Origin of the sequence: Flammeovirga sp. SJP92 (assembly GCF_001583495.1) — a bacterium.
Taxonomy (GTDB): domain Bacteria; phylum Bacteroidota; class Bacteroidia; order Cytophagales; family Flammeovirgaceae; genus Flammeovirga.
This window is the reverse complement of sequence record NZ_LQAQ01000018.1, coordinates 154,943-168,860: the sequence shown is the minus strand read 5'-3', so window position 1 is coordinate 168,860 and position 13,918 is coordinate 154,943. Positions and strand designations below refer to the sequence as shown.

Below are 13,918 nucleotides of genomic sequence, written 5' to 3'. Positions count from 1 at the left end.
TAGAAATTAAGATGAACTTAAATTCATTAAAAAAATATATTGCACCGGCACTGATTGTAGCGACTACTACGTTTACATCATGCTTGCACCAGTTGGACACAACTCCAGTAGATCCAAATGTGGATACTAAAGATAAAGTGTATCAAACAGTTGAGGATTACAATCAGGGTTTGGCAAAGTTATACGCAGGTTATGCAGTAACTGGTCAGCAAGGACCTGATGGTAATGGTGATTTAGGTGGTATCGATGAAGGAGCCTCTCAATATCTTCGTAGATATTGGGAAGCTCAGGAATTACCGACTGACGAAGCAATCAACTGCTGGACTGACCCAGGTCAACCAGATATGTCTACAATGTCTTGGACAACGTCTAACACATTAAACGAGGCTCTTTACTACAGAATCATTTACCAAATTTCTTTAGCAAACCAGTTTATCAGAGACTGTGAAGGTGCTGAATTTGATCTAACAAGACAAGTAGCGGAGGCTCGTTTCTTAAGAGCATACTCTTACTGGCATGCATTAGATTTATATGGTAATGGTGTGCCGAAAGTAACAGAAGAAAATGCTGTAGGTTCAGACCTTCCAATGCCTTGGGGTAAACAAGGTGGTAGAGAATTGTTTGATTACATTACTACTGAATTGAAATATATTATTGATGATGCGAATGATCATCACTTAGTAGACGTTTCTTCAAGTTTGTTTGGTCAAGCGAACAAAGGTGTAGCATATATGTTATTGGCGAAAGTATACTTAAATGCTGAGGTTTATATTAACGAAGCTCACTTAGATGAAGCTAAAAAATATACTGATCTTGTTGTAAACAATTATGCAATTTCTAATACTGCAAAGAATGATGTTTCAGCATACCAATCGTTATTCGTAATGGATAATTATGAAGAGTATAAGGAAATCATTTTCTCAATCAACTACTTCGGTGACCAAACAAGAACTTGGGGCGGTATGACATATATTATCAATGCTGCAACAGGTGGTGATATGGATAGAGATATGATGGGTGCTCCAGGTTGGGGTGGTAACAGATCAACTTCTACATTAAGAGATTACTTCGGTGGCTTAACTGATGATAGAGCATTATTCTTCATACACAAAGATGGTGATGGTAATGAAATGGCAGACATTGTAAACTTTATGGAGTTTAACCAAGGTGTTCAAGTAACTAAGTTCAGAAATGTAAACTCAAAAGGAGTTCAAGGTCATGCTACTTATGCAGAGACTAACTACCCTGTATTCCGTGTTGCTGATGCATTGTTAATGCAAACTGAGATTGAGTGGAGAATGAATGGTGCTGCAAATAATAGAAACATCAGAACACTATGGGAAAGAGCAGGACGTTCAGTTGAGTCTGTTCCTGCGGTTTCTGCAGAAGTATTATTAAAAGAAAGAGCAAGAGAGTTATACTGGGAAGGACATAGACGCCAAGATTTAAGAAGATTCAACACGTTCACTAGAGGAACTGTTGTTCAAACTTGGCCATTCAAAGGAAGCCAGACTGCAGCAGGTGGTTTGACTAACGTTGATGAAAGATATGAAGTGTACCCAATCCCTTCTGCTGAGATTGGTGCAAACCCTAACTTAGTTCAGAATAAAGGATACTAGAAAGAACATAAATCACAGCAATAAGCTCTACTTATTGCTGTGATAATCAAAATATTTCAAAAACTTTACATAGAAAAAGTAATGAGAAAAGCATTATCAATTTTAACTATTCTTTTGGCATTTTTCTCTTGCCGTGAGAAAGAGTTAACACAAACTGGAAACCCTGATGAGTATGTAAGCCCAGAGTTTACAAAAGTTCCAGATTCAGAAGAGCTTTATGTTTTTACTGAAGAAACTTCAGGAGATGATTTCGAATCTTTAGAGTGGACAGCAGCAAATTTTGGAGCAAAAAGTGAGTACAACTACCAAATCTTAGCTGCAATTGAAGGTTATGACCAACAAGAAGTTGTGACTTTAGTAAATGGTAGTGCAACTCATGTTGATATCTCTCAGAAAGAGATGAACGATGCCATCATGAAAATTACAGGTGCTTTATCTGAAGGTATGGTAACTGAAGAAAATGTAAAATTAAGTATCAGAGCTTTCATTGGTGATGCTCCTACAGGATCAGGTGTTGTGGCTTCTACTAAAGATGCAACAGCGAATATTCTACCTTTCTTCAAGCCTACATTACCAAATAATAAAATGTATGTTCGTGGTGATCACCAAGATTGGACAGAAGGTGATGATACTACTATCTTAGGATCAGAAGAAGAAGAAGGAGGCCCTTACACAGGTTACATGTACTTGAATGCAAACTTTAAAGTTTGTGCAGGACCTACTTGGGGTGATGCAAACTACGGCCAAGAAGGAGAATGGGCTAGTGAAGGAAATGGTTTTACAACTACAATGTCTACTGAAGGCGGTGATATCAAAGTTACTCCAGCTCCAGGTATCTTCTATATGAATACAAACGGTTCTTCTTCTTTATACATTGAGCCGATGACATTCAAATTGAAAGGTTCTGCAATTCCTAATGGTGAAATTGTAATGGATTACGACCCTACAGGCCGTTATTTATATGCAAATGTTGATTTTGTAGCTGGTACATATACTTTCTACGGATCTGAAGAGCATAACTTCGGTATGGGTGAGGCTTCAGGTGTAGCTGAAATTGGTGGTCCAGCAATCGAAGTGACAGCAGGTAACAAAATGGTTATTCTTGACTTGAAAAACCCTGGTACTTACATCTACTATTACCAAGGAGCTGTAGAAATCACAGCACCAGTAATGACACCACTAACAGTGTTGGATTATGTTCTTGTGAAGGAAAATGAAGATCAAAATATCGAAACAATTTCTTGGACTGAAGCTGTTTACGGTGAGGTAGCATTAGACAAATATCAAGTGCTTTTAGGTTCTCAAGTAATCTATGAAGGTACTGAATTATCAACTACATTAACAGTAGCAGAATTAAACGCAGCGGCACTTAAAAATGGTGGTGAGGCTGAAGTATCAGGAACTCACTCTGTAAAAGTTGTAGCGTTATTTGTAGATAATTCTAAATTAGAGTCAGATGCTCAAGAACTTACAATTACTCCATACCAAGCATTTGCTGAGACACTTTATGTAGTAGGTGATGTAAACGATTGGGGACACAATGAGGAAGATGTTGTAAACTTACAAAACCCTGAAGGTGATTACTCTAACTGGTTTTGGATGCCAGCAGGTGGATTTAAATTCACTTCTGTAGCAGGCTGGGGTGGTACAAACTACGGCTATGAGTCTGATGGTGTACTATCAACTGATGGTGGTGCAGGAAACATTGATGTAGCTGACGCTAATCACTACAATGTGAAAATGAACCCTTCTACTTTAACTTATGAATTAGAAGTGTTAGAGTGGGGTGTGATTGGTGATGCTGTTAAAGGAACAGGATGGGATTCTGAAGTTCCTATGACATTGGATGCTGGAACTCAAAAATGGACAATCGATATTGAATTAGTTTATGGTCAATTTAAGTTCAGAGCTAATGGAAATTGGGATTATAACATGGGTGCAACTGATGTAGACAACGAGGTTGACTATGATGGTGCTAATATCCAAGTTGAAGATGCTGGTAATTACACTATCACTTTAACTTACGATAATGATACTAAGAAATTCTCTTACACTATTGAGAAGAAATAATAGCAGTATCCTTAACAAATAGACTTAAGAGGTTGTTTCGTCAGAAACAACCTCTTTTTATATATAATAATTTTTTAATGTCATCACGCTGATCTTGAATGGTTTATATGTTTATCGGTAATTAATGAAGTTTTAATGATTGTAAATAAAACTATTTCAAGTAATTATGTTACACAAGGTATACATTGTTAAGAGGTTCTTAATTATAGTTAATTTTTTTTTGACAATGTTCTTTGATTCGATTAAATTATATGTAGTTCTAATCAAAGTTGATCTCAGAATAGTATCTAATTTTGAAGAATCGCTAATGCTATTACACTTTATCTATTCTATTTTTACTACACATGAAACAGCTTATATTTATTGATGACGACCAGTTGGTAATTGATATCTCAAAAATTATTATTGACTCCTTACCAGAAACAGCAGATATCGACAAATTCTACTTTAAGAGTGGTGATGCTTTCTTCCAATCCATCGATGACATTGACCTTTCAAAAGAAAATGTAATGTTTTTAGACTTAAATATGCCCGGTTTAGACGGTTGGCAGGTCGTAGATGAGATTAGGGATAGGAACCTTTTGGAGCATTTTGAGATTTATGTCCTTAGTTCAAGTTTACATCCTAAAGACAAAGAAAGGGCAAATAAGCACCCTTGTATAGAGAAGTATATCGAAAAACCCCTTTCTAAATCAAAAGTACGAGAATGTCTAGGTGTGAATGTATCAGTTTAATGAAAAGAGGGAAATAATACCAGATGATTATTTCCCTCTCTTTTTTATTTCATGTTTTTCTGAGTAACAGCTATTTTTTCTAACATATTATTCAGTTTCTGAATGACTTGTTCTTCATCGAAAATTTTATTTCCAACGGTGAAAAATACCGTTTCCAACAGTTCATGAAAACCAATTTCAATGAGTTCATCGTATTCAATGTATCTCATACTCCAATCTTTGAAAACCCTTTCCTTTTTTGGTGGAAAATGAATGGATTTAATGATATTATGCCTTTTATCATTATGGAGGTTGGTAATCAGTTGTTTAATATCTTCCTCCGGCCCTTCAATATATTGAATAAAAGTCTCTTTTTTATAAGTCAGATAACCAGTAATGCCGTGGGCTAAATTTTCTCTCTTTGCTATCGTTTGAATATCTCTGAGAGATTCAACCTCAATTTCATTATTAGTCTGACTTGAGTAAATGTATGATGATATCATTATGATTTTGGTATGTTTATTGAAAAAGTGGTCCCTTTGTTTACTTCTGAAGAAACATTAATATTTCCTCCAGTAGCTTCTATTTGCGTTTTAGTAAGAAATAAGCCCAACCCTCTTGCATCTTCATTATGATGAAAAGTTTGGTTCATACCAAAAATTCTATGTCCGTATTTTTTAAGATCTATTCCTCTTCCGTTGTCCTTGATTCTAATATAAATAGACTTCTTCTCCTGGAAGGCTTCTACTTCTATTTTAGGCAATCTTTCCGGAGAACGGTACTTAATGGCATTACTAAGTAAGTTAAGGAAAATACTCTTCAGGTATTCCTCATGATAGTTGATTTCTAGATTTTTTTCAACATCAAGGCTTATGACTACACCATATTTATTGATTTGTCCAGAAAGAATATCCAAAACTTTCATCAACTCATCTTTGACGCTGATCTTTTTGCGTTCAAGTTTCGTCTTTTGCTGTACTTTGATTGCGTCGGTGAGGTTGTTGACTGTATTTTCAAGCTGAACGAGTGCCTTTTCAAAGAGCGTTAAATAATTCTCTTTAGCTTCCTGTTTCTCCTCATTCTGATACAATTCCATTAACGCCAATAAATTGGATAAAGGAGAGCGTATGTTGTGAGAAGCAATATAAGTATAGCTTTCAAGCTGTTCGTTTTGCACAGCCAGCGTTTGGGCTGTTTTTTCAGCCAATTCCACTGTTTCTTCCCATTGTGATTCAATTGACTTGTTGTAAGTGTTGTCAAATACAATAGCAAGAATTTTTATATTCCCTTTTTTGTCACTCTTGTTGAGGCCCGTGATGTTGAGATAGGTAATCTGTCTATCTTTACGCTCTACGCGAATAGTGATATCAAATTTCTTCTGTTTCTTTTCAAAAATACTCTCAAAAATACCATGGTCATCAGGGTGGATAAACGAGACAAAATCTTCAATTTTTATTGTATTCTTCAAAGAATTTAACCCCAGCCAGTTCAATAAAGTATCATTGACTTTAAGGTAGTTTGGATCATCTTGTAAGATTTTGATAGTACCAAATTGATTCAGTTCTGAAAGTCCCTGATAAGTAGAAGTTATATCTTCTAAAGACCTCTCTCTATTGTATTTATTGGTAATGTCTTCAATGCTTCCATACATGCCCATGATCTTACCATTGTCGCTTTTTTCAGCAAGACAGATAAAATTATAAAAACGGTCATTTAGATGAAGAATTATATCAAATGCTTGACCACTGTTGAGGCACTTATTGATTTTGTCAGAAAACACTTGGCTATTTTCAGCAGGTAATTGAGACTCAATATATCTCCATAAGAAGGATTCATATTGATCAAAATTGAAAATCTGTTTTACATTCTCTGAAAAATTAAAAGTATTGGTTTCGGCTACCCAAGTCCATGTTTCTATGTTCAACAAACTGAAATATTGAAGAAAATGAGTCACTTGTTCTCTTAAAACATGGTTTTTCTGTTTCAGTTTTTGGATAGGCTTCAGGGAGCTGATAGGAATAAATGATAATATTATTCCATCCGTATTATTTTTCCTTTCGCCAAATGGTGAAACTCTTAGTAAGTAGGTTTTATTTTTCTTGGTTTTGACTTCGTGCTCCTGAATTTTATTTTCAAGAACTGCCTTTTCAATAGTAGCTAATAACCCTCCTTGAATTTCGAAGAAAGTATTGAACTGCATGATATTTCGCCCGATATCTTCTTTTTCAATACCAAAGAACTCAGAAGTGTTAGGAGCAATTCTTCTGATACTGAAATCTTTATCAAGGTACAGTGAAGCAATTCCTGCTGATTGGAAGAGATTTAAGAAGTCATCATTCAATACAGAAATCTCATCCAGTTTATCTTTATATTCTTGATTGACGGTATACAATTCTTCGTTGACCGATTGCAATTCCTCATTGCTAGACTGCAGTTCCTCGTTTGAAGACATCAGTTCTTCATTGTTCACCTGATAATCTTCATTGATTCTTTCAATACGACGGTGTGCAATTTTCAGTTCTTGATGGAGGTGTTTGATTTCACTTTTCAGGTTTTGAATAGTGCTGTCCTGCTCAATGACATTTTCACTATTGTGCTCTTTTCCATCAAAAAACTCTAAAATAAAGAGATCGTCGTTGGTCTCTGTTTTTAGTCTTCGGATAATAATATCTGTACTGACTTTACTTTGTGACTGTAGCTTAAGGTTGGAGATTTTACGGTTTTTTCCGTCCTCTTTTGCTTTGTTTACAGTACGGACAATGTCAATGTATACATCAAAATCAAATACTTCTTTAAGAACAAGTTCATTTTTGGGGAACTTAAGGTATTTCCCTACTTCATCAGAAGAAAACACCAATTGTTCTTTTTCGTTTATAACGATGATAGGTTGACAATAATATTCAATTAATTGCTTTTCAATATTCTCATATTCAAAAGAATCTTTGTTGACTACTTGCACTCTATTTTGTTTTGGAACCCTTATTTTATTTGTCTTTATCTTTTTAGATTTGTCAATTTCAAATCCTCTGAATTTCTCAGTTAGCCTGAAAAACTTATGTTTTCCATCTTCCTCTACAAGGTATTTATCAGAAAAATTCTTCTCAGAAGGGCCTAAAAATAAATACCCATCTTTATTAAGAGAAAATTTGATTGTATTGAGTATTTGTTGTTGAACTTTTGGTTTTAAATAGATCAATAAGTTTCTACACAATATCAAATCGATGTTGAGGAATGGGGGAGTAGAAAGTATGTCATGCTGTACAAATGTGATGACATTTCTTAATGACTCTTTCACCTGATAATATTCGCCAATTTTATCTAGATATTTTGCAACATACTTCTTCGGTATATTTTTTACATCATCTGAGCCATAGATACCTTCAGAGGCTTTTTGAATAGAATGTGCATTTAAATCTGTGGCAAATATCTTGATTTCTTTCAGCTGATGTGTGTCTTGTGCACTTTCCAATGCAAGCATTGCAACTGAATATGCTTCATGCCCCAAACTACAACCAATGGACCAAATACGGATCACATCTTTTTCTATGACTTTTGGAACGATCTCCTTTTCCAGATATACCCATTCATCTGCATCTCTAAAAAAGCTTGTAACACCAATCAGAAAACTCTGAGCTAATTTTTTACACTCAAAAGGAGAATTTTCTAAAAGACTATAATATTCACTGATAGAACTAATATTTTGGTATTCCATCATCTTTAGCACTCTTCTGTACAATGTTTGAGGCTTATAGGCGGAATAATCAATATTTTCCTGTTGACCAATTAGTTCTAATATATTTTCAATTTTGTGATAATAACTCAAGTTGATTTCACCTTCTCCATTGATGATGTTGGAAAGTGAATCTGCTATTTCTTCAGCGCTGATAATGAAATCTATTTTGGCTGATTTAATAGCAGAGAAAGGCATGCCATTGAACTTAGCGGAATTAGGGTGTTGAACAAACGTAATTCCCCCATGTTCTTTTATTGCTTTTAGGCCCTCAGTACCATCACTGCCAGTACCTGATAGAATAACACCAATCGCCTTTTTTTTATATTCTTCGGCTAAACTACTGAACAACGTATTAATTGGAAAAGTTAATTGCTTATCTTCTTTTCTTCTTTCTTGATTGATAAGCATTTTCTTCTTAATCGTTAAGGTAGAATGGTTGTTGATGATGTAAATATGGTTCGGTTCTATAGCATGGTTTGAGTTTACTTCTATAACTGGTAAGTGTGTGATTTTCTGTAAAAGTTCAGGCATAAGACTCTTGTGTGACTGTGATAAGTGTTGCACAATCACAAAAGCAATCCCTAGGTCGGAATGATAATTTTCAAAAAGGCTTTTAATAGCCTCTAGACCTCCTGCTGAAGCTCCAATCCCAACTACATAATTTGTTTTATCAGTAAGAGTCATTTTTGTATTAGTTTTATTTTTTACAAATTAATTGAGTGAAAGTGTTTATCCTAATTTTGCCTGTTTAATCTCTTTTAATTTTTAAGGCAATAGTGATAGTTGAGAAATTAATTATGGCTACTTTTGTCAAAAAAAACATACTATGTTATCCATAAAAAAAGTACAATCAGAGAAAGAAATTTTAGTTGTTGAAAAATTAGCCATAGAAATATGGAATGAGCATTATGTAGCAATAATTGGTCAGAAGCAGGTAGACTATATGTTAGAAAAGTTCCAATCTGTACCGGCCATGAAACAGCAAATGCAAGATGGTCTTCAATATTATTTATTCTATTTTGATGACGAACCTGCTGGTTATCTGGGGTTCAAATTGGAGGGTTCTCAGGTCTTCTTGAGTAAGATCTATGTACTGGCCAGATACAGGGGAAATAAGATTGGAAAATCAGGGATGGACTTTGTTGCAATTGAGGCGAAACAACACCAAAAAGAAGGTATTCGACTAACGGTGAATAAATATAACACAGCATCAATTGAAGTGTATAAAAGAATGGGATTCAGTGTGATAGATGAAGTGGTAGCTGATATTGGGGAAGGGTATGTGATGGATGATTACATACTTTTTAAGGCCGTTTAAGAGGTGAAAACAATTATTATTAACATTGTTTTTAAAATTTAGGGTACGAATGTCATGTTTTATCACGTTGATTTAGTGAAAGCTCATGATATAACTCTATCTTTGTAAGAGCTTTAGATAATGAACAAATTTATGAAAACCTTAATATTAGTATTGATCAGCTTTGGTCTAAGCACTACACTTTGTTTCTCCCAAGATTATTACGTCCTTCATCTGACAGGAAATATAAAAGACGCAAGTTCTCAAAGAAATTTAATGGTGGGTGATATTATACATTCAGACACAGAGCTTATCTTTTTTGAGTCGAATGCAAAAGCTATTGTAATCAGCAAAGAAAAAGGTAGAATGCTTTTGGATGGCTCAAAAGCAAAAGACAACCGTCACGGAGAGTTTGAAGCTTTGCTGACACAAGTTATTATGCCAGTTGCCGCAAATGTCAATATGAGTAGCAGAAGACTAGCGGAAGTTCCAAATAAGGATATTAAAGATATTGGCAGTTATTTCGGAGAAAACCAAAGAGTGGTTCTTGGAAATGAATATACGTTGAACTTAGATAAAGAAGTCTTCAAGAAAAAAGGAGGCACAACTTATATCTATAGATATGAAATCGATAAACAGGCTGTCAACAAAGTATTAAAAATCTATGATGGTGAAATGCTTTTGAACAAAGCGGCTTTATACCCAATCGATAGATATGATATTCCTGAACATGGATCTGCCGTAGAAATTTTCATTACAAGTGTCATCTCAAAAAAGACTGAGAAAATTGCTTCATTGAAAATCTGTTTTGTCAATGAGAAATTACTTTACAGAGAAGTACAGACTTTAATCAAAGTTTTAAATATTAAAGGTAAAGACGAGGAGATCATTAAAGAAGTGGGAACTTATGTCAATGCAACTTATGGTGAGCCTTTCGAAGGAGAATTAAAGAGCTGGTTGATGAAGAACGAAATCATTCCCTCGACAGTAGATCTAAAATGAAAGCATAAATAAAATATTTTTAGAATAGTGTATTCCGAAAGGAGTACACTATTTTTTTTATGTCCGTATTTTTAGAAATGAAAAAGGTATGCGAAAAATCCACATACCTTTAACCTTAACCAATAAACAACACATAAAATAAACACATGCTTAAAGCTATGAGGATTTACACCTCTGCTGTCTGTATTAGAATTTTCATCTAATTCGACGTAGCTTTTCTGTATTTGAACTACAAATTTAGTGTATATTTCAAAAATTTGAAATCTTTTTAAAGTTATTAATCCATATTTTCAATAATTGTAATAAATTTGGGTTATTAATGAAGTGGATTTAATAAAATGGCAGAACTAATGGAAAAAATACCTGAGATTGACCACGTGGATATTAAAATTCTGTCCGAATTGCTGAAAGATGCGAAGACTCCTTATACTGAAATAGCAGAAAGAATCTTCGTTTCGGGTGGTACGGTGCACGTGAGAATGAAAAAAATGGAGAAGATGGGTATCGTCAAAGGATCAACTTTGGACCTTGATTTTTCAAAATTAGGGTATGATATCACGTCCTTCCTAGGCATATATTTAGAAAAGAGTAGTCTATACGAACAGGTGTGTGAGGATTTGGCTAAGATTCCAGAAATCTTAAACTTACACTATACTACTGGAGATTGGAGTATTTTTGTTAGAATCGCTTGTCGCGATACAAATCATCTTCGTCAGGTGTTGCATGATAAAATTCAAAGCATCAACGGGATTACAAGAACAGAAACTTTCATCTCTCTAGAAGAGAAATTCAACAGACCATTAGCGTTTGATGAGTCTGATATGACTGAAGAAATCGTATAGCGATCTTTTTTGAATTAGACCTAATTGGAAAAAATCAAGAGTTAAAATAAAAGGCAGAATTAATTTACTGTATTTTATTTTGACTCTTATTTTTTTGTTCTTTTTCCCTATTGCACCTGTATTTATAGAACAGATCGATCAGGCATATCATTTTCCCAAAAAGTGAAGTTCTCCTCAATTGATACATTCCTCGTTTTATCTAGCCATAGAATTACATCCACTTTATAGAGATAACTCGGTGAGATTCTTCACTCAGATTCAAAAAAAGGGGCGTTTTAACTTAAAAATCTCTATAAAGATTCAATAATCTAGCCTTTCTGAGTTTATACATTATCTATATGTATTTATTTGTAACATCCTCATATTTAATGTTTTATATATTTATTTTTCTATACTTTTAGGTTGATCAAATCGTGAGAGCTATCATTTCTGGAGTCTTCAATCGTACCTTTGACACATAATTAAATGTCTTTTGGAAAGAGCAAAATACTTGACAGTTCTACCTCTAAAAGACAGAAGGTCTACTAAATGAGCGATTGAAGAAAATGAAAAGAATTGGACTAGTATTTCTTTTAGCTTTGAGTTTTTGTTTTTCAGCTTCCGCAAAAGAATGGGTGCTGAATTCTCCTGATAACAAGAATGAAGTAAAAGTAATATTTACTGGAGGAAAACTATTTTATGAAATTAAAAGAGAGGGAGAAACTCTTATTACAAAATCATCACTTGGTTTAACATTTAAGCAATTTGATCTAAGCCAGTTTAAGCAAGTCAAACAAGTTTCTACTAACTCAGTAAATGAGAAATGGGAAATGATTTGGGGTGAGCAAAAAGAAGTGGTGAATAATTATCATGAAGCACAATGGAATGCACTGACAAAGAATAAAGATAAATTGGTATTAGAATTCAGAATATTTAATGATGGAGTATCCTTCCGTTACAAGGTCTTAAATGATGAAGGGAAACATCTTGATTTATTGGATGAGAAAACAGACTTCAATCTACCTGAAAATCCAGTAACTTGGTGGATTCATGCTGATTATGATTCGTATGAATTGCTTTATCAAAAGACACAGTTAAGTGAAGTGGATTCAGCTCATACACCGATGACTATGGAATTGAATTCGGGTGTTCATGTTTCAATTCACGAGGCGGCTTTGATTGATTACGCATCCATGACTTTAAAAAACAACGGTCAAGGAGTTGATTGTGACTTAGTGCCTTGGGCTGATGGAATTAAAGTCAAAAAAGACGGGGATTTAATTTCACCTTGGAGAACAGTTATTATTGGTGATAATGCTGGAGATTTGGTGGAATCTACAATGGTATTAAACTTGAATAAGCCCAACGTATTGAAAGAAACGGATTGGATTCAGCCGATGAGATACATGGGAATTTGGTGGGATATGCACTTAAATACTCGTGGATGGAAAAAAGATGAAAAGCACGGTGCAACAACAGAATACGCCAAAGAGTATATTGATTTTGCTTCTAAAAACGGTTTTGAAGGTTTATTAGTCGAAGGTTGGAATATCGGTTGGGAAAAGTGGGATAACTGGAATTTCACTGAAGCTTATGATGATTTTGATATTGAAGAAGTACAGCGTTATGCTCAAGAAAATGGGATGACACTGATTGGCCATCATGAGACAGGAGGTAAGGTTGCTTATCAATATGAACCTCAAATGGAGGAAGCTTTTAAACTGTATCATCGATTAGGGATTAAGGCTGTAAAAACTGGGTACGTTGGTAAAATTGATAATGGGGAATATCATCACGGACAGTGGATGGTGAATCATTATCAAAGAGTAGTAGACTTGGGGGCAAAATATAAAGTAGCAATTATTGCTCATGAGCCAATCAAAGCAACAGGTTTACGCCGAACTTACCCGCACTTCTTAGCACGTGAAGGAGTGAGAGGTCAAGAGTATAATGCATGGGCTTACCCTTCTAACCCTCCGGAACATACCGTGATTTTACCTTTTACAAGAGGATTGGCAGGGCCAATTGATTTTACACCTGGAGCATTCCGAATGACGTTTGACGGAACTTATAGAGAAGAAGGATACCCAAGTAGAGTCAGTACAACATTAGCTAAACAATTGGCTTTGTATGTGACAATGTACTCGCCCGTTCAGATGGCTTGTGATCTACCAAAACATTATGAAGAATTCCCAGAAATGTTCCAATTTATCACACATGTTCCGGTCAATTGGGAAGAATCAAAAGTACTGAATGCTTCTATTGGAGAGTATTATACAGTCGCAAGAAAAGATATGGATACACCCAATTGGTATATAGGGAGTATTACAAATGAAAATTCAAGAGAGTTGACAATACAGTTAGATTTCTTGGAAGAAGGAAAGATGTATCAAATGACGCATTTTGAAGATGGTGAAAATGCAGATTGGGAATTTGAACCCTACAATTATCGCATATCAAATAAAATGGTGAAGAAAGGAGATACTGTTCAACTTTCATTAGCCCCTGGAGGGGGAACAGCCATTCGCTTAGAGCAAATCAACAGATAAGATATTGAAATGAAAAAGTATTAGGACTCTATTGGATTAATGTAACATTCATTGCTCTCTATACATCCAATTAGGGCCATTGGCCAATGAGTCCTAGTACTTTCCACTAAAAAC

9 protein-coding genes are annotated in these 13,918 nt (G+C 34.7%); 7 read left to right on the top strand and 2 right to left on the bottom strand.

Features of this window, described 5'->3' with window-relative positions; genetic code table 11:
- The first annotated feature begins 11 nt into the window (after positions 1–11).
- The 3 genes from AVL50_RS04460 (at position 12) to AVL50_RS04450 (ending at position 4,423) form a co-directional block, all read left to right on the top strand.
- Positions 12–1,619 carry a RagB/SusD family nutrient uptake outer membrane protein gene (locus AVL50_RS04460; RefSeq protein WP_063850535.1) on the top strand — a complete coding sequence of 536 codons (1,608 nt, stop codon included), beginning with the start codon at positions 12–14 and terminating at the stop codon, positions 1,617–1,619.
- A gap of 81 nt (positions 1,620–1,700) precedes the next feature.
- Positions 1,701–3,689, top strand: a complete 1,989-nt coding sequence (locus AVL50_RS04455) for a SusE domain-containing protein (RefSeq protein ID WP_157491140.1) — start codon at positions 1,701–1,703, stop codon at positions 3,687–3,689.
- A gap of 344 nt (positions 3,690–4,033) precedes the next feature.
- The gene (locus AVL50_RS04450) at positions 4,034–4,423 is read left to right on the top strand and encodes a two-component system response regulator (protein ID WP_062615276.1); all 390 of its coding nucleotides are present in this window, start codon (positions 4,034–4,036) and stop codon (positions 4,421–4,423) included.
- Between the two features lie 44 nt (positions 4,424–4,467).
- On the opposite strand, the gene AVL50_RS04445 is transcribed toward AVL50_RS04450, so the two are convergent.
- Both AVL50_RS04445 and AVL50_RS04440 read right to left on the bottom strand, forming a co-directional pair.
- Positions 4,468–4,905, bottom strand: a complete 438-nt coding sequence (locus tag AVL50_RS04445; protein ID WP_062615275.1) for a BLUF domain-containing protein — start codon at positions 4,903–4,905, stop codon at positions 4,468–4,470.
- On the bottom strand, positions 4,905–8,819 hold the full coding sequence (locus tag AVL50_RS04440; protein ID WP_062615274.1) for a chemotaxis protein CheB: 3,915 nt from the start codon (positions 8,817–8,819) through the stop codon (positions 4,905–4,907). Before AVL50_RS04440 ends, AVL50_RS04445 begins: the two co-directional genes overlap by 1 nt.
- A gap of 142 nt (positions 8,820–8,961) precedes the next feature.
- On the opposite strand from AVL50_RS04440, the gene AVL50_RS04435 reads away from it, so the two are divergent.
- The 4 genes from AVL50_RS04435 (at position 8,962) to AVL50_RS04420 (ending at position 13,804) form a co-directional block, all read left to right on the top strand.
- Positions 8,962–9,453: a GNAT family N-acetyltransferase gene (locus AVL50_RS04435; protein ID WP_062615273.1), complete on the top strand. Its 492-nt coding sequence runs from the start codon at positions 8,962–8,964 to the stop codon at positions 9,451–9,453.
- 132 nt (positions 9,454–9,585) lie between these two features.
- Entirely contained in the window at positions 9,586–10,434 is an 849-nt protein-coding gene (locus tag AVL50_RS04430) for a hypothetical protein (protein WP_157491139.1), read from the top strand.
- A 350-nt stretch (positions 10,435–10,784) separates the two neighbouring features.
- The gene (locus tag AVL50_RS04425; RefSeq protein ID WP_062615428.1) at positions 10,785–11,276 is read left to right on the top strand and encodes an Lrp/AsnC ligand binding domain-containing protein; all 492 of its coding nucleotides are present in this window, start codon (positions 10,785–10,787) and stop codon (positions 11,274–11,276) included.
- Between the two features lie 545 nt (positions 11,277–11,821).
- The gene (locus tag AVL50_RS04420) at positions 11,822–13,804 is read left to right on the top strand and encodes a glycoside hydrolase family 97 protein (protein ID WP_063850534.1); all 1,983 of its coding nucleotides are present in this window, start codon (positions 11,822–11,824) and stop codon (positions 13,802–13,804) included.
- Positions 13,805–13,918 lie beyond the last annotated feature (114 nt).

Coding starts and splice junctions, on each gene's coding strand:
- AVL50_RS04430 (WP_157491139.1), top strand. CDS start 9,586: ATGAAAACCTTAATATTAGTATTGATCAGCTTTGGTCTAAGCACTACA.
- AVL50_RS04420 (WP_063850534.1), top strand. CDS start 11,822: ATGAAAAGAATTGGACTAGTATTTCTTTTAGCTTTGAGTTTTTGTTTT.
- AVL50_RS04440 (WP_062615274.1), bottom strand. CDS start 8,819: ATGACTCTTACTGATAAAACAAATTATGTAGTTGGGATTGGAGCTTCA.
- AVL50_RS04445 (WP_062615275.1), bottom strand. CDS start 4,905: ATGATATCATCATACATTTACTCAAGTCAGACTAATAATGAAATTGAG.
- AVL50_RS04450 (WP_062615276.1), top strand. CDS start 4,034: ATGAAACAGCTTATATTTATTGATGACGACCAGTTGGTAATTGATATC.
- AVL50_RS04435 (WP_062615273.1), top strand. CDS start 8,962: ATGTTATCCATAAAAAAAGTACAATCAGAGAAAGAAATTTTAGTTGTT.
- AVL50_RS04455 (WP_157491140.1), top strand. CDS start 1,701: ATGAGAAAAGCATTATCAATTTTAACTATTCTTTTGGCATTTTTCTCT.
- AVL50_RS04460 (WP_063850535.1), top strand. CDS start 12: ATGAACTTAAATTCATTAAAAAAATATATTGCACCGGCACTGATTGTA.
- AVL50_RS04425 (WP_062615428.1), top strand. CDS start 10,785: ATGGAAAAAATACCTGAGATTGACCACGTGGATATTAAAATTCTGTCC.